The organism is Mesorhizobium sp. M0862 (genome assembly GCF_040319795.1).
Lineage (GTDB): Bacteria > Pseudomonadota > Alphaproteobacteria > Rhizobiales > Rhizobiaceae > Mesorhizobium.
In genome coordinates, this window is sequence record NZ_JAMYOJ010000015.1 from 89,082 (window position 1) to 104,291 (window position 15,210).

Here is a 15,210-nt window from a genome sequence, read left to right on the forward strand (position 1 = left end):
ATCTCTCCTGATTAGCGCGCGGCGAGGCCGCGAAGTTGAAATTGCGGATCGCCCGACAAAGCTGCCTGATGCAGCAGACAGGCAGCGCCCAATGCCGGACCGTCGGCCCCGACGCGCGACAGTTCGACCGTAGGAACGGGGTAACCTTCAGCCAGGAACTCCAGCAAGAAAGCTTCCACCTGCTCGGCGACAAAGGGATAGACAGCATTGACGGAGCCGGAGAGGATGATGCGCTCCGGCTGCAAGGTGCAGGCAAGTGTCGCCAGGCCGCGGCCGAACCAGAGCGCCCAGTCGCGCGCGGTGGCAACGGCTGCCGGATCGCCGCCGGCCAGCGCTGCGACAAACTCATCCACGCCGGCGCGCAGTCCGCTTATGTGCAAATAGCGAGCCAGTAAAGCATCCTTGCCGACATAGGATTCCAGTCGGCCCGGGCGCTTCGCGTCGAAGACAAAACCTTCGTCGCCGATGCGCAGATGCCCGATTTCGCCGGCGCCGCCGAGCCGGCCGCGATGCAGCCTGCCGGCATTGATGATGCCGCCGCCAACGCCGTTCTCGATCAGGATGACCAGAGCATCCTCATGGTCCTTGCCCGGCTGCGCCCGGTATGTCTCGGCCACCGCCACGGCATTGGCATCGTTTTCCAAGAGGATTGGAAAGTCCGCGCCAAAGGCAGTGCGCAAAAGCTCCGCCAGATTGACCCCGTGCCAGCCAAGGATGGTGGCATGGTATGAAATCCCGTCGGCGGCGGGGAAGCCGGGCACGGCGACATTGAGCCCGTAGGGGCGCGTGCCCGCAGGCAATTGTGAGCGGATCTCGGCGACGAGTTCCCCGATGATGTCGACCGCGGCTTCGGGCGTGCTACCGGGGCCGGCAAATGCCCTAGAGGCGCTCGCACGCCGCGCGCCGGCAAGGTCGACAGTCACGACTGCGATCCAGTTGACGCCGATATAAGCGCCAAGGAAGAAGCCGCCATTGCCGTCGATCTCGACCAGGATACCGGGACGGCCGACCCGACCCTCGCTATCCTGCTCGTCATCCGCTCCATCCGACCGCTCGCGCGCCAGACCGGCTTCCGTCAGCCCCAGCACCAGGGCGCCGGTGGTCGACCGGGTCAGGCCGAGATCGCGTGCGAGCGCCGCTCGGCTCGACGCGCCGGCACGAAACAGCGCCGCAAGTGCCCGCGTTTCGTTCGGCCGAAGATCGGTCGACACCAGCACGTCGTTCTCCACAATTTGTTTGATTGACATACTAATAGAATTTCTAGGCGGTTTGAAAGACCCACGGTTGGGGGCATTGCAACAAATATTCAGCATCCCCAAGCCCATTGACCCAAGTTTCAAACGATGATTTGTGTCAGAAACTTACAAATTTGCATGGGAGGATGCGATGCCGGTTCTAGCGCGTCTCGAACACATCGTGAAGGATTTCGGTGCCGTTCGCGCGCTGGACAACGTCTCGCTCGACATCAATGAGGGCCAGGTTCTCGGCCTGACGGGCGACAATGGTGCCGGCAAATCGACGCTGGTCAAAACCATCGCCGGAAATTTGCAGCCGACGTCAGGCGCCTCCCAAGCCTGTCCTCCGGCCGCATCGGACGGGGGACATCTCCTCGAAGGAAGGCTTGTCAGTTGCCCGCTTCGCAATCAGAGACTGCTTGCGTCTCTCCAGCAGGCGATCAGATGACCGTCGCCGGCCTGCCTGACGGGTGGTTGCGCCTTTCGGCAATCGGGCAGCGCGACAGGACAGCGGGCGGCAAAGGAGCATCCGGAGGTCTCGGCATCGTGTGCCGCGGCGTGGAGCTGAGCCGGAGCCCTCGGCGCCGTCTCATCCGAGGACGCGGCCAGAAGCAGCTTCGTGTAGGGGTGGTTGGGGCCACGGAAAATCTGCTCGGATGACCCCGTCTCGACCAGCCGGCCGCGATAGAGCACGCCGATCCTGTCGGCCATATAGCGCACCACCCTGAGGTCGTGGCTGATGAACAGATAGGTGGTGTCCTTGTCGCGCTGCAGGTCGTTGAGCAAATTGAGCACGGTCGCCTGCACGGAAACGTCGAGCGCAGAGGTCGGCTCGTCCAACACCACGAGCTTCGGCACGCCGGCAAAGGCGCGCGCAATCGCCGCCCGTTGGCGCTGGCCACCAGACAGCGATCTCGGCTTCTGGTCGACGGTCGTAGCGGCAAGACGAACCGAGGCCAGGAGATCGCCGACACCCTGCTTCACCTCGCTGCGGCTAAAGCCGGCGAGCCGCCGCAGCGGACGGCCGAGGATCCTGCCGATCCGCTGGCGCGGATTGAGCGTGCGGTCGGGTGACTGGAACACCATCTGCACGTCGCGGCGTTCGCTCAGGCTTCTTTTCTCGACGCGCGGCGCGACCACGCGGCCGAACAGCTCGACCGTTCCGGCGTTCGGCGTCTGCAGGCCGGCCACGATTCTTGCCAATGTCGACTTGCCGGAGCCGGATTCGCCGATCAGCCCGAACGTCTCGCCCTGGGCTATCTCCAGGTCGATATCGTGCAGGACGGCTTGGGAGCCGAAGGCGTGGCTGATGCCTTTGCAGGCGACGGCGATCGGACGCGCGGCTTCCGGTTGATCGCTGCGGACAGGCTTCGACGGGCCGGTTGTGTGCATCTCGGCCAGCCTGCCGTCGCGCTTGGTGAAGTTGAGCGCCGGGATCGAGGCGATCAGCGCCTTGGTGTAGGCGTGAACAGGGTTCTCGAAGACATCGTTGGCGATGCCGCTTTCGACCACCGTCCCCGACTGCATCACGGCCACCCGATCGCAGGCCCAGCGGACCATGTTGATGTCATGGCTGATCAGCAGAACGCTGGTTTTGTGGTCGCGGCGCAAGTCCTGCAGGATGGCGATGATCTCGGACTGGACGCTGGCGTCAAGCGCCGTCGTCGGCTCGTCCAGCACCAGCAGCGACGGGTCGAGCGCAATCGCAATCGCGATGTTGGCGCGCTGCTGCATGCCGCCCGACAATTCATGCGGATAGAGATCGAGCACCCGCTCCGGATTGCTCACCCTGACACGGCTCAGCAGCCCGGCGGCGCGGGTGCGTGCTTCGTCCTGCCGAACCGGGCGATGCCGCATAATCGTCTCGGTGATCTGCCGGCCGATCGTCATGGCCGGATTGAGCGCCGCACCCGGATGCTGGTAGACGGCCGCGATGCGATCGCCCCTTAGCCGGCGCAGCTGTTCGCCGGAGAGATTGCGGATCTCGCGGCCCTGGAACTCGAGCGCCGACGCGGCGATCCGGGCGTTGCGCGGCAGATAGCGCAGAATAGCGAGAGCCACCGAGCTCTTGCCCGATCCGGACTCGCCGACAAGGCCGAGCGCTTCGCCTTCGCCGATGGCAAGCGACACGCCGTTGACGGCCGGATGCGATCCCCGGCGTCCATCATAGGCGACGGTGAGCTGCTCGACGTTCAGAACCGATGACGACATGTCTTGCTGAAACCACTTTCTTTCGGCGCGGTCTTCTAGGGCAATCGCTTCCGCTTTCACGCCGCACAATCTCTATAAAATTACTCGAATTAAGCTGGAGCGCAATCTACCTTTCACCGCTCAGGAGAGATTGTCGCAGCCGGTCGAGGCATCGCGACGGTCCCTTGGAGCAGTTCTGCAAGGAGGCCGACATGGCACGCGACCACATGATCCTCAGCGCGTTTTTCTTCAACCCGCAGGGCGATCATCGTATGTCATGGCGCCATCCGCGCGCGCCCGGCCGCGAAGTGCTCGACTTCGACTTCTACCGCGATCTCGTCCAGTCTGCCGAGCGCGCCAGGATCGATACGATCTTCGTCGCCGACCATGTCGCGATCTGGGATTCCGTACAGAGCGGCGTCGCCCATTACGCCAATGCCCGCCTGGAACCGCTGACGCTGTTGTCGGCACTTGCCGGCGTGACCAGGCATATCGGCCTCATCACAACCGCCTCGAGCTCCTACAGCGAGCCCTACAATGTCGCCCGCATGTTTGCCTCGCTCGACCATATCAGCAAGGGCAGGGCGTCTTGGAATGTGGTGACGTCGGCCATGGACGAGGAGGCCCGCAATTTCGGCCGCGACGGCAATATCGAGCACGCCTTTCGCTATGAGCGCGCCACCGAATTCCTCGATATCGTCAAGGCACTGTGGGACAGCTGGGAAGACGAAGCCCTGCTTATCGACAAGGCATCGGGCTATTTCGCCGATCCCGACAAGGTCCATGCTATCAACCACAAGGGCCCGCACTTCAAGGTGCGCGGACCGCTCAATGTCTCGCGCCCGCCGCAGGGCCATCCGCTGATCGTCCAGGCCGGCTCGTCCGAAGACGGCAAGAATTTCGCTACCGCGCATGCCGATGCGCACTTTGCCATCTACAGCACCAAGGAAGACGGCATCAAATATAGGCAGGACATCAACGAGCGCCTCGCCCGTTACGGCCGCAAGCCCGAGAGCTTCAAGATCCTGCCGGGCATCCTGCCGATCGTCGCAGCTTCCGAAGCGGAGGGACGCGAGCGGCAGGAGTATCTGCAGAGCTTGCTTCCCGATCGGGTCGGCATCGACCTTCTCTCGAGCTGGAGCGGCGTCGATCTCTCCGTATATCCGCCGGACGGCCCGCTGCCGCCGCTGCCGGACGAGAGCACCTTCAATGGCGGCCGCACCTCGCTCAATCGCGTCAAGGAATGGTCGAAGCAGAACCTCACTCTGCGCGAGATCGCTCGCAAGCTCGCCAACAGCGGTTCGGTGCCGACCGTCGTCGGCACACCGAACCAGATCGCCGATCAGCTGCAGGACTGGTTCGAGGCAGGTGCCGCCGAGGGCTTCAACCTGATGTTCCCGCTGCTCCCGGAGGATTGGGTGAATTTTGCCGAGCAGGTCGTGCCGGAACTGCAGCGCCGCGGCGTATTCCCCACCGAATATGCGCCGGGGACGCTGCGTGACCGTTTCGGCCTGGCTCGGCCGGCCAACCGCTTCGCCGAACAGCGCGACAATGTGCGCGCCGTATCCTGACTTGGGGCAACTGATATGACCGCAGCGCCAAAACTTCAGCCCCGCGAAGCCACGGCTCCGCAGCTCATCAATGTTCTGCACAGCCCCAAGCGCATTCGGGTCAAATTCGCCGGCCGCACCATCGCCGACAGCCGCAACGTCCTGGTGCTGCGCTCCAACCATTTTCTGCCGATCTATTTCTTCCCGGCCTCCTCGGTGGACCGCTCGCTCTTAAAGCCGTCCGAGCATAGCCAGCCCCATCCCGTCGGTGGCGAAACCACCTATTGGAACCTGGAGACGGGAGAAAAAGCTTCGCCCAACGCGGCCTGGTCGCTTGTCGCGCCGCCGGATGAAAATCTGTCGCCGCTGGACGGGCGTATCGCCTTCACCTGGAAGGCGGTCGACCAATGGTTCGAGGAGGAGGAAGAAGTCTTCATCCACGCCCGCGATCCATACGCACGCATCGATGTGCTGCAGAGTTCAAGTCACGTCCAGATCTGGTTCGACGGCGAACTGATCGCCGACAGCCATCGCCCGGTGCTGCTGTTCGAAACGCATCTGCCGACGCGTTTCTACCTGCACCCGGACGATGTCAGGCTCGACCGGCTGACCGCTTCGGACAGCACGACGCGCTGTCCCTACAAGGGCATCGCCTCCTACTGGTCGGGCCGGCGCGCCGACGGCTCGGTAAGCCCCGATGTCGCCTGGAGCTACCGCGATCCCATTGCCGAAATGCCCAAGATCAGGGGCCTCATCGCCTTTTACCCGCAAGCCGTCGACCGCATCCATCTCGACGGCGAACCAGTCGCTTAAGCCATTCAACAGTCATTTCAGACAGGGGTTTCAAAATGACCAAACGCAACGACATCGATACGCTTCGCAATCTGTCCGGCGACATCTGGAACGTCGCCGTCGATGAGCACCAGGCCGGCTTCCTCAAGCGCCGCGATCTGCTGAAATACGCAGCCTTGATCGGCCTCACCGGCTTTGCCGCCTCGCAGGGACTTGCTGGTTTCGGCACGGCGCGCGCTGCCGGCGCCGGCGGCACGGTCCGCGTTGGGCTCGGACAGCCGACCAAGGCGATCGATCCCGTCTCCATCACCGATCCGGCCAGCATCGGCGTCATCAGCCAGGTCGGCGAATATCTCATCCTCGACGATCCCAAGGACGGTCTGCAGCCCAAGCTCGCTCTGTCGTGGGAGGCCGACGAGACCGCCAGCCGCTGGACCTTCAAATTGCGGCCGGGCGTAAAATTCCACGACGGCCGCACCGTCACCGCCAAGGATGTGGTGGCGAGCTTCGAGCGGCTGGTCGATCCGGCCAGCGGTTCGTCCGCTTTGTCGGCCTATAAGGGCATCCTGTCCAAGGGCGGCGCCAAGGTCGTCGACGACCAGACAGTCGCCTTCGATCTCGACGGGCCCAACAGCAACTTCCCCTTCTATGTCTCCTCCGACGTATACAACGCCGTAATACTGCCGGCCGATTATGCCGGCGATTTCGAGAAGAATTTCAACGGCACCGGCCCGTTCAAGCTCGAATCCTTCCGCCCCAAGCAGGGCGCCAGCTTCGTGCGCAACCCTGACTATTGGGGCGACAAGGCGCTGCCCGACCGCGTCGAAATCAAGTTCTTCGACGACGAGCAGGCGCAGGTGCTGGCGCTGCAGGCCGGCCAGCTCGACGTCATCCCGAGCACGACCCGGCTGGAATTGGCGATCGAGGGCAATCCCAACTTCAAGCTGCTCAGCGTGCAGGCAAGTTCGCATGACCAGGTGCATCTGCGGACCGACCAGGCGCCGTTCACCGACAAGCGCATTCGCCGCGCCTTGGCGCTCACCATCGACCGCGAGGCGGTGGTCAAGGGCTTGCTCAAGGGCCGCGCCATCGTCGGCAACGACACCCCGTTCGCGCCGATCTTCCCCTCGGCCGATCCGTCGGTGCCGCAGCGCAAGCAGGACATCGCCGAGGCCAAGCGCCTGCTTGGCGAAGCCGGCGTGCCGAACGGCTTCCCGGTGACGCTGACCACCGAGCGCGCCTATGACATTCCCGATTATGCCGTGCTGATCCAGAATTTTGCCAAGAAGGCCGGCATCGACATCAAGCTCAACGTGCTGCCGCAGGACGCCTATTATGGCTCGGCGAAGTTCGGCTCGTCGCCATGGCTCGATTCCAATCTCGGCATTACCGATTTTGGCCATCGCGGCACGCCCGACATCTTCCTCAATGCCACGCTGAAGAGCTCGGGCGCCTGGAACGCCGCGCATTTCAACAACCCGGCCTATGACGGGCTGCTGCTCGAATATGGCAAGGCCCGCGACCTTCAGGCGCAACGCCTTGCCGCGGGCAACATCCAGACCTTGCTGCTGGACGAGACGCCGCTGATCATCAGCTACTTCTCGCAATACAGCCGCATCGTCTCGTCGAAGGTCGAGGGCGTCCGCTTCACGGCGATCTCGCATCTGCTGCTCGATCGCGTGACGTTCGCCCAGGCATGATTGTGAGACGTCCAGCCACTCCGGGCACCACAATCCGATGCTGACCGGCCGCACTGTGTCGGTGCGGGCAGCCTCGCTTCTGCTCACGCTGTGGCTGGTCAGCATGCTGGTGTTCTTCGCCGGGCAGGTTCTGCCCGGCGATGTCGGTCGCCTCATGCTCGGGCCGTTCGCCGATGCCGATGCCATCGCGGCGCTGAACAGGCAGCTCGGCGCCGACCAGCCGGTGCTCGTGCAATACTGGCACTGGTTCAGCAGCGTGCTGTCAGGCGACTTCGGCACCTCCCTGTCGCTGCGTTTGCCGGTGGCGCCCTTCGTTCTGGAAAGCTTCAAGCGCTCGGCGGCCCTTGCCGGAATTATCCTCGTCTTTCTGCTGCCGCTGGGCATCGGCGCCGGCATCGTCGCCGGTCTCAACCAGGGCCGCTTTATCGACCGCCTGATCGTACTCGCCGGCGTGTCCTTCGGCATCGTCCCGGACTTCGTCTCCGGCCTGCTGATGCTCATCGTCTTCGGCCTGTGGCTGAACTGGTTCCCGATCACCGGCGCTGCTCCCGATGGCGCCGGGCTCTGGGTCAGTGGCTATTACCTGATCCTGCCGGCGCTGCCGCTGGTGCTGAACCTTGCCGGCTACATCGCCCGCATGACGCGGGCCGGCGTGATCGAGGCGCTGGCCGCCGACTATACGCGCACCGCCGTCCTGAAGGGCCTCGAGCGTCGCGAGATACTCATCCGGCACGTGCTGCGTAATGCGCTGACGCCGACCATCGCCGTGCTCGCGACCCAGACCGGTTACATGCTGGGTGGTCTGGTGGTCATCGAAGCCCTGTTCGGCATACAGGGCCTCGGCAACCTTGTCCTCAACGCCGCCAAGGCGCGCGATTTCCCGATGCTCGAAGCCGGCGTGCTGGTCATGGCGACCATCTTCGTGCTGTCGGCCGCGGCAGGCGATCTCGTGAATGCCTTGCTCGATCCGCGGCAGCGCCGCCGTGTCTCGCCATGATGGAACTGATGGAATTGCCGGAGCGCCGTACGCTGCGCTGGCGGGCAGCAAGTCGCATCCGCGAGACTGTTTCGCAGCTGCCGCCCTCGGTCATCATCGGCTCGCTGATCCTGCTGTTCTGGGTCGGCTGTGCCGTGTTCGGCAGCCTGTTTGTGCCCTACGATCCCTATGCCGAGGATTTCCTCGTCATGCTGGCGCCGCCCGACGCGGCGCACTGGTTCGGCACCGACCAGCTCGGTCGTGACGTGCTGTCGCGCATCGTCGTCGGCTCGCGTGACATCCTGCTGGTCGCGCCGGCAGCAACCCTGCTCGGCGTAGCCGCCGGCAGCGTGCTTGGCCTCGTGCTCGGCTATTTCGACGGGCTGGTCGACGCCATCGGCGCCAGGCTGCTCGACACGCTGATGGCCTTTCCCTTCATCGTCCTCGTCACCATGGCGCTGGTCGCGCTTGGGCCATCGAACCTCACCGTCATCCTTGTGATCGGCATTGCCTATGCGCCGCTGGTGGCAAGGACAGTGCGCGCCGCCGTGCGCGAGCAGCGCGAGCGCGACTATGTCAGCGCCGCCCGGCTCGGCGGCGAGAGTTCCCTCGCCGTCATGTTCCTGGAGATATTGCCCAATGTCAGGGAAACCATCCTCATCGAGCTGGTCACAAGGCTTGGCTACGCCTTCTTTTCGATCGCCACGCTGAGCTTCCTCGGCCTCGGCATCCAGCCTCCCTCAGCCGATTGGGGACTGGCGGTCGCCGACGGCTACGGCTTCCTGACCGGCGGCAAATGGTGGGTGGTGATCTTCAACTCCGCAGCCATCGTTTCGCTTGTCATGGCAACCAATCTGATCGCGCAAGGCATGGGGGCCTTCGAAAACAGCGACCGGTGAAGAGCGGAACGCTCAGCAAAGCTGACGCGCAATCGCGGACCGTGCGCTAAAATCGTTCCTCGTGATTCGGCTCTGACAGGGCCTCAAAGCAAGGAACGGCATGAGCAAGGCCCTCATTACATTCGCATTGGTCGCGGTGCTCACCGCATTGCTCATGGCGCTCAGCCTGGCGGTCGCCAGGCACGGCTATCCCTATGGCGCGATCGGGGTGAGGCGGCTGGACGGCATCGCCGATGCCGGGTCGTTCCTGCCGCTCGCCGCCGTCTATTTTTTCGGCGCCATGCTGATGATGATCCTGCCGATCCGCGCCGCCGGCATCGTCTTGACCCATGCTGCGGATGCGCTGTTCTGGGCGGTGATTGCCCTGTTCGCCACCATTGTCGGCTGTCTCGTCGCCCGCTGGGCTTTCGGCCAGAGCAGCGTGCTGTGGGCGCTCCTGAACTGGCGTTTCCTGTTCGCCGCGGCCATCGTTGGCAGCCATTTCACCATGAACGAGCTGCGCCGCAACATCCTGCTCAGGAGCTTGTTCTTCGTCATCTTCGCCGCGGCGACGCTGGCTTGCCTGTTCTGGACTTTTCCGACCTGACAGGGCCGCTTCATATTGTCCATCTTGAGGTCGCGGCTTTCATAGCCGCGCGCCATCGGCTATCCAGTCCGCAGCTAGATTTCAGCCCTCACAGTGTCGTCATTTGTCTGATAAATATTCAGGCGTACGGCACCCCCAGCGAACCAATACAAGGAAACCGCGACATGAGCCTGTTTCGTAAAAATCTGATCGATGGCGAGTGGGTGGGCGAGGCCGGCTCGCGCAACATCAATCCCTCGAACACGGGCGATGTCGTTGGCGAATATGCCTCGGCCGGCGCCGAACAGGCAAAGCAGGCCATAGCGGCGGCCAAAGCCGCCTTCCCGGCCTGGTCGCGTTCGGCGCCGCTGGTGCGCCACGCCGTGCTGAAAAAGGCGTCGGACGAGATCATGGCGCGCAAGGACGAGATCGGCCGCGCGCTGTCGCGCGAAGAGGGCAAGACGCTGGCCGAGGGCATTGGCGAGACCATCCGCGCCGCCCAGATCTTCGACTTCTTCGCCGGCGAGACGCTGCGCCTGTCGGGTGAATTGGTGCCCAGCGTTCGCCCGGGCGTCGGCGTCGAGATCACCCGCGAAGCCGTCGGCGTCGTCGGCATCATCACGCCGTGGAATTTCCCCATCGCCATTCCCACCTGGAAAATCGCGCCGGCACTCACGCATGGCAACACCATCGTCTTCAAGCCGGCCGAACTCGTCCCCGAAAGCGCCTGGACCATTGTCGACATCCTGCACCGCGCCGGCCTGCCGAAAGGCGTGCTCAACCTGGTCATGGGCAAGGGCTCGGTGGTCGGCCAGGCCATGCTCGACAGCCCCGACCTCAACGCCATCACCTTCACCGGCTCGGTCGGCACCGGCAAACGCGTCGCCGCGGCAAGCGTCGAGCACATGCGCAAGTTCCAGCTCGAAATGGGCGGCAAGAACCCGATGGTTGTGCTCGACGACGCCGACCTCGCCACGGCTGTCGAGTGCGCCATCAACGGCGCCTATTTCTCGACCGGCCAGCGCTGCACGGCATCGTCGCGCCTGGTGGTGACCGAAGGCATTCACGACCGCTTCGTTGCCGCGCTCAAGGAGCGCCTGGAAAAGCTCGTCATCGGCGATGCGCTCGATGCCAAGACCCAGATCGGGCCCGTCGTCGATGCGAGCCAGCTGAAGCAGGACGAGGACTATATCGCCATCGGCAGCCAGGAAGGCGCCAACCTCGCCTTCGGCGGCGAGCGGCTGGACCGCGAAACACCCGGCTTCTATCTCAGGCCGGCGCTGTTCACCGAGAGCACCAACGCCATGCGCATTTCGCGGGAAGAAATCTTCGGGCCGGTCGCCAACGTCATTCGCGTCAAGGACTATGACGAGGCGCTTGCGGTTGCCAATGACACCCCCTTCGGCCTGACCTCCGGCATCTGCACCTCTAGCCTCAAGCATGCCACGCATTTCCGGCGCAATTCCGAGGCCGGCATGGTGATGGTCAATCTGCCGACCGCCGGCGTCGATTTCCACGTCCCGTTCGGTGGCCGCAAGGGATCGAGCTACGGCCCGCGCGAGCAGGGCCGCTATGCCGCGGAGTTCTACACTACGGTGAAGACAGCCTACACCTTTGCCGGCTAATCGACGGGTGAACCGATGACAGCGGCGAAAGAGGAACTGACCTGGCTCAACCCGCCGCCGCACCATGCTTTCGGTAATGGCATCGTGCATGTGCGCACCGGCGGGGAAACCGACTTCTGGCGCGAAACCTTTTACGGCTTCTGGCGTGACAATGGCCATTTCCTCTATCGCCCGGTTGAGGGTGACTTCAGCGCCGAAGTCACCGTCAAGGGCGACTACAAGGTGCTCTACGACCAGGCCGGGCTGATGCTGCGGCTGAGTGAAACGCACTGGATCAAGGCCGGCATCGAATACACCGACGGGCTGGCTTACTTTTCGGTGGTGGTCACCAACGACACCTCGGACTGGTCGCTGCTCAGCATTCCCACCGGCCCCGACGGCGTGCGCATCCGGCTGACCCGCCATGCCGAGGCGATCCGCATCCAATATCTTGATACCACCGATGGCAAGTGGAAGCCGGTGCGGCTGGCTTATTTCCCGATCTCCAAATCCGTCGATGTCGGCATGATGTGCTGCTCGCCGCAGCGCGAAGGGTTTGAGGTAACATTCTCCGGCTTTACTGTCGGCCCGCCGATTTCCAGGCAATTGCACGACTGACGGCCATATCGATGGCGGACTAACCGTCTGCCCGATGCTGGAAGAACTGCAAAAACAGCTCCCGTTCGGTGGTTATGTCGAGCTTCTCGTAGATGCGGCGGCGGTGGTTCTTCACCGTGCCGACGGCGATGCCGAGCCGTTCCGCGATGTTGGCGGTCGGATGTCCCGCCAGGATCAACTGCACCAATTCCCGCTCGCGCAGCGACAGCTCCGGCCACAGGCTCGCCGGGATGGTCGGCTCCTGCCGGGGCGAGGCGCCGGGGCCGGTCGGCGCCGATGTGCGGGAGAACTCGGTGCCGCGCGCCTTGATGTCGAGCGCATGCAAGGCCTCGAACACCGGCAGCCGCTCGTCCAGCAGGGCGATCTCGCTGTCCTTGAAGGTGGAGGTCGAGCGGTCGAGGAAGATGCCGAGGCACCAGTCGCCGCCATCGGCCAGCATGATGCCGACCTCGTCGCAGATTTCCGACTGCGCCAGGAAGCCCGCTATGTACTGGCCGCGCTTGGCCTCGTCATCGGCAAGCCGCTTCAGCGGCAGGATGCCCAGCCTCTGCTCACGCCGCCACGAGGCATAGAACGGGTCGAAGACGTAGTAATTGTCGAGATAGCGCCGGACCATCTCGTCGGAGAAGCGCCGGTGCTTGATGAATTCCGGCGTCTGCGTCGCCGAATATCGGGTCACGGTGACGAGATCGTGCTCGATGTCGGCGCCGATCAGGTCAATCAGGCAGTCGACATGCCTGTCCGTACCGGTGGCGGCAATCGCCCTGGCGAGCGGCCCCCAGATATTGCCCATGCGCATGCCCTTTTCTCGGCGATCCCGGTCCGGCGGACATTGTGTCTTTTGGCATATGGCGCAAGGCCGCCCAAGGAATCTAGCTTGAGCCATCCTACAGCAATCCTGAGGCGACCGTGACCCAACCCAACCTCACCAGCCCCATCGTCGGCAATCCAATCGTCATCGGCATCGACGCCGGCGGCACCATGACCGACACGATCCTTGTCGACCAGGACGGCCACTTCAAGATCGGCAAGTCGGCAACCACGCCGAAGAACGAGGCCGAAGGCTTCCTCGCATCGGCCGAAGACGCGGCCGACGCCTGGGGCATCTCGCTGGAGCAGCTGTTCTCCGGCGTCAACGTCGTGCTCTATTCCGGCACCGGCATGCTCAACACACTGTTGTCGCGCACCGGGCGCCGGCTTGGCCTGATCACCACCAAGGGTCTGGAAGACATGATCCTGATGGGTCGCGGCCTGCAGGCCTGGGCCGACTATTCCTATGCCGACCGGCTGCATGCGGTGACCCACCATCATCCCGATCCGCTGGTGCCGCGCCGTCGCACCCATGGCGTCACCGAGCGCATCGACCAGTTCGGCGACATCGTGCTGCCGCTCTACGAGCATGAAGTCGCGATTGCGGCCAGGAAGCTGATTGCCGACAAGGTCGAGGCGATCTGCATCATGACCATCTTCTCGCACGTCAATCCGGTGCACGAAAAGCGCATCGCCGAGATATGCCGCGAGGAGGTGCTGAAAGCCTGCGCCGACATCCTCATCTACACCAGCCACGAGGTCCGCCCGGTCATCCGCGAACAGTCGCGGCTGAACTCGGTGCTGATCGAAGCCTACGCGACGTCGCGCGGCCGCAAGCAGCTTAGGGGTATCGAGGACGTTTCGAAAAAATACGGCTTCAAATACGGCGTGCAGACGCTGCTGTCCTTTGGCGGCCTGACCTCAATCAACCATCCGCGCCTGCACGAAACCATGATTTCCGGCCCGATCGGCGGTATTCTCGGCGCGGCCTATGTCGGCAAGCTCATCGGCAACGACTCCCTGATCTGCTCGGACATGGGCGGCACCTCCTTCGACATGGGCGTCATTTCGCGCGGCCAGACGCGGATCGAGAACGAGCCGCTGATGGACCGTTTCAAGCTCAACGTGCCGACGCTGCATCTCGACACGATCGGCGCCGGCGCCGGCATGATCCTCAAGGTCGACCCGCTGACCAAGAAAGTCTCGCTCGGGCCGGAAAGCGCCGGTTCCGACCCCGGCCCCATCTGCTTCGCCAAGGGCGGCACTGAACCCACCATCGCCGATTGCGACGCCATACTAGGCCGCCTCAACCCGTATTATTTCCTCGGCGGCAAGGTCGTCTTGCAGGTCGAGAAGGCGCGCAAAGCGTTTGAGGAAAAATGCTCCAGCATCCTTGGCGTCGGTGTCGAGGAGGCTGCCGAAGGCATGATCGACCTGCTGGAAGCCGATGCCAACAACGCGCTGCGCCGGGTCATCTCCGGCCAGGGCATCCATCCCTCGGAATTCACGCTGCTGTCCTATGGCGGCTCGGGTCCGCTGCATCTGGCCGGCTGCTCCAGGGGCATCGGCTTCAAGGACATCATCACCTTCCAGTTTGCCGCCGCCTTCTCGGCCTTCGGCTGCACCACCGCCGATTTCATGCGTCGGCATTCGGTCTCGACGCAGCACGACGTCGGCGCCCGCGCAAGCGATGACGAGCTGCTCGCTTTCGGCAAGAAGGTCACCGACGTCTGGAATGATCTCACCAAGGCGGCGGTCAACGAGATGATCAGCGACGGCCATATCAGAGACAAGATCAAGACCGTGCCGTTCCTGATGATGCGCTACACCGGCCAGCTCGAGGATGTCGAGGTCATGGCACCGCTTGCCGAGGTCAATTCGGCTGACGACATGCGTAGGGTCATCGACGAATTCGAGGCGGTCTACGCCAAGGTCAACCATCGCGTTTCGCGCTATGGCGAAGCCGGCTTCACCATCACCGAGCTCGGATTGATCGCCACCGCCGACAAGGTCAAGCCGGTGCTCTTGAAGCGCCCGCTCGGCAAGTCGGCCCCGGCAGCAGCGCACAAGGGCGTGCGCGAGGCCTATATCGGGGGACGCTGGCACAAGGCCAATCTCTACGAGATGGACCTCCTGCAGCCCGGCCATGAGGTGATCGGTCCGGCCATCATCGAACATCCCGCCACCACGCTCGTCGTTCATCCGCAGGACCGTGTCCATGTCGATGAGTGGACGCTGCTGCATTACACCCATTCTTGAAAGGGCACCGCC

At 63.7% G+C, this 15,210-nt stretch carries 12 protein-coding genes and 1 pseudogene; 10 read left to right on the forward strand and 3 right to left on the reverse strand.

The window, feature by feature from the left end; all coding sequences use genetic code 11:
• Nucleotides 1–11: 11 nt before the first annotated feature.
• Nucleotides 12–1,247 (reverse strand): ROK family transcriptional regulator, encoded by a 1,236-nt coding sequence (locus NKI15_RS21945; RefSeq protein ID WP_352514597.1) that lies wholly within the window; start codon nucleotides 1,245–1,247, stop codon nucleotides 12–14.
• Nucleotides 1,248–1,386: 139 nt separating this feature from the next.
• Between NKI15_RS21945 and NKI15_RS21950 the strand changes: the two are divergent.
• Nucleotides 1,387–1,566: pseudogene (locus tag NKI15_RS21950) on the forward strand (ATP-binding cassette domain-containing protein); the annotation flags it as partial.
• 77 nt (nucleotides 1,567–1,643) lie between these two features.
• Here NKI15_RS21950 and NKI15_RS21955 read toward each other — a convergent pair.
• A complete protein-coding gene (locus NKI15_RS21955; protein ID WP_352514596.1) occupies nucleotides 1,644–3,446 on the reverse strand; it encodes a dipeptide ABC transporter ATP-binding protein in 1,803 nt (600 codons plus the stop codon).
• Nucleotides 3,447–3,637: 191 nt separating this feature from the next.
• Here NKI15_RS21955 and NKI15_RS21960 point away from each other — a divergent pair, with 191 nt between their 5' ends.
• The 8 genes from NKI15_RS21960 to NKI15_RS21995 all read left to right on the forward strand — a co-directional run bounded on the left by NKI15_RS21960 (nucleotide 3,638) and on the right by NKI15_RS21995 (nucleotide 12,129).
• Nucleotides 3,638–4,996 carry an LLM class flavin-dependent oxidoreductase gene (locus tag NKI15_RS21960; RefSeq protein ID WP_352514595.1) on the forward strand — a complete coding sequence of 453 codons (1,359 nt, stop codon included), beginning with the start codon at nucleotides 3,638–3,640 and terminating at the stop codon, nucleotides 4,994–4,996.
• Nucleotides 4,997–5,011: 15 nt separating this feature from the next.
• Nucleotides 5,012–5,788, forward strand: coding sequence for a DUF427 domain-containing protein (locus NKI15_RS21965; RefSeq protein ID WP_352514594.1), 777 nt, complete (start codon nucleotides 5,012–5,014; stop codon nucleotides 5,786–5,788).
• Nucleotides 5,789–5,823: 35 nt separating this feature from the next.
• Nucleotides 5,824–7,467: an ABC transporter substrate-binding protein gene (locus NKI15_RS21970; RefSeq protein ID WP_352514593.1), complete on the forward strand. Its 1,644-nt coding sequence runs from the start codon at nucleotides 5,824–5,826 to the stop codon at nucleotides 7,465–7,467.
• Between the two features lie 37 nt (nucleotides 7,468–7,504).
• Nucleotides 7,505–8,464: an ABC transporter permease gene (locus tag NKI15_RS21975; RefSeq protein WP_352514592.1), complete on the forward strand. Its 960-nt coding sequence runs from the start codon at nucleotides 7,505–7,507 to the stop codon at nucleotides 8,462–8,464.
• Entirely contained in the window at nucleotides 8,461–9,342 is an 882-nt protein-coding gene (locus NKI15_RS21980; RefSeq protein WP_352514591.1) for an ABC transporter permease, read from the forward strand. Before NKI15_RS21975 ends, NKI15_RS21980 begins: the two co-directional genes overlap by 4 nt.
• Nucleotides 9,343–9,442: 100 nt before the next feature.
• The gene (locus NKI15_RS21985; protein WP_023694218.1) at nucleotides 9,443–9,928 is read left to right on the forward strand and encodes a hypothetical protein; all 486 of its coding nucleotides are present in this window, start codon (nucleotides 9,443–9,445) and stop codon (nucleotides 9,926–9,928) included.
• A 164-nt stretch (nucleotides 9,929–10,092) separates the two neighbouring features.
• The gene (locus NKI15_RS21990) at nucleotides 10,093–11,532 is read left to right on the forward strand and encodes an aldehyde dehydrogenase family protein (RefSeq protein ID WP_023694217.1); all 1,440 of its coding nucleotides are present in this window, start codon (nucleotides 10,093–10,095) and stop codon (nucleotides 11,530–11,532) included.
• Between the two features lie 15 nt (nucleotides 11,533–11,547).
• A complete protein-coding gene (locus NKI15_RS21995; protein ID WP_023732560.1) occupies nucleotides 11,548–12,129 on the forward strand; it encodes a DUF1349 domain-containing protein in 582 nt (193 codons plus the stop codon).
• A 19-nt stretch (nucleotides 12,130–12,148) separates the two neighbouring features.
• Here the strand turns inward: NKI15_RS21995 and NKI15_RS22000 are convergent, their stop codons facing one another.
• Nucleotides 12,149–12,928, reverse strand: a complete 780-nt coding sequence (locus NKI15_RS22000; RefSeq protein WP_023746611.1) for a helix-turn-helix transcriptional regulator — start codon at nucleotides 12,926–12,928, stop codon at nucleotides 12,149–12,151.
• Nucleotides 12,929–13,038: 110 nt separating this feature from the next.
• On the opposite strand from NKI15_RS22000, the gene NKI15_RS22005 reads away from it, so the two are divergent.
• Complete coding sequence (locus tag NKI15_RS22005; RefSeq protein ID WP_352514590.1) at nucleotides 13,039–15,198, forward strand: hydantoinase/oxoprolinase family protein; 2,160 nt, start codon at nucleotides 13,039–13,041, stop codon at nucleotides 15,196–15,198.
• Nucleotides 15,199–15,210: the final 12 nt, after the last annotated feature.

Coding starts and splice junctions, on each gene's coding strand:
- NKI15_RS21945 (WP_352514597.1), bottom strand. CDS start 1,247: ATGTCAATCAAACAAATTGTGGAGAACGACGTGCTGGTGTCGACCGAT.
- NKI15_RS21955 (WP_352514596.1), bottom strand. CDS start 3,446: ATGTCGTCATCGGTTCTGAACGTCGAGCAGCTCACCGTCGCCTATGAT.
- NKI15_RS21980 (WP_352514591.1), top strand. CDS start 8,461: ATGATGGAACTGATGGAATTGCCGGAGCGCCGTACGCTGCGCTGGCGG.
- NKI15_RS21970 (WP_352514593.1), top strand. CDS start 5,824: ATGACCAAACGCAACGACATCGATACGCTTCGCAATCTGTCCGGCGAC.
- NKI15_RS21975 (WP_352514592.1), top strand. CDS start 7,505: ATGCTGACCGGCCGCACTGTGTCGGTGCGGGCAGCCTCGCTTCTGCTC.
- NKI15_RS21985 (WP_023694218.1), top strand. CDS start 9,443: ATGAGCAAGGCCCTCATTACATTCGCATTGGTCGCGGTGCTCACCGCA.
- NKI15_RS21995 (WP_023732560.1), top strand. CDS start 11,548: ATGACAGCGGCGAAAGAGGAACTGACCTGGCTCAACCCGCCGCCGCAC.
- NKI15_RS21960 (WP_352514595.1), top strand. CDS start 3,638: ATGGCACGCGACCACATGATCCTCAGCGCGTTTTTCTTCAACCCGCAG.
- NKI15_RS21990 (WP_023694217.1), top strand. CDS start 10,093: ATGAGCCTGTTTCGTAAAAATCTGATCGATGGCGAGTGGGTGGGCGAG.
- NKI15_RS22000 (WP_023746611.1), bottom strand. CDS start 12,928: ATGCGCATGGGCAATATCTGGGGGCCGCTCGCCAGGGCGATTGCCGCC.
- NKI15_RS21965 (WP_352514594.1), top strand. CDS start 5,012: ATGACCGCAGCGCCAAAACTTCAGCCCCGCGAAGCCACGGCTCCGCAG.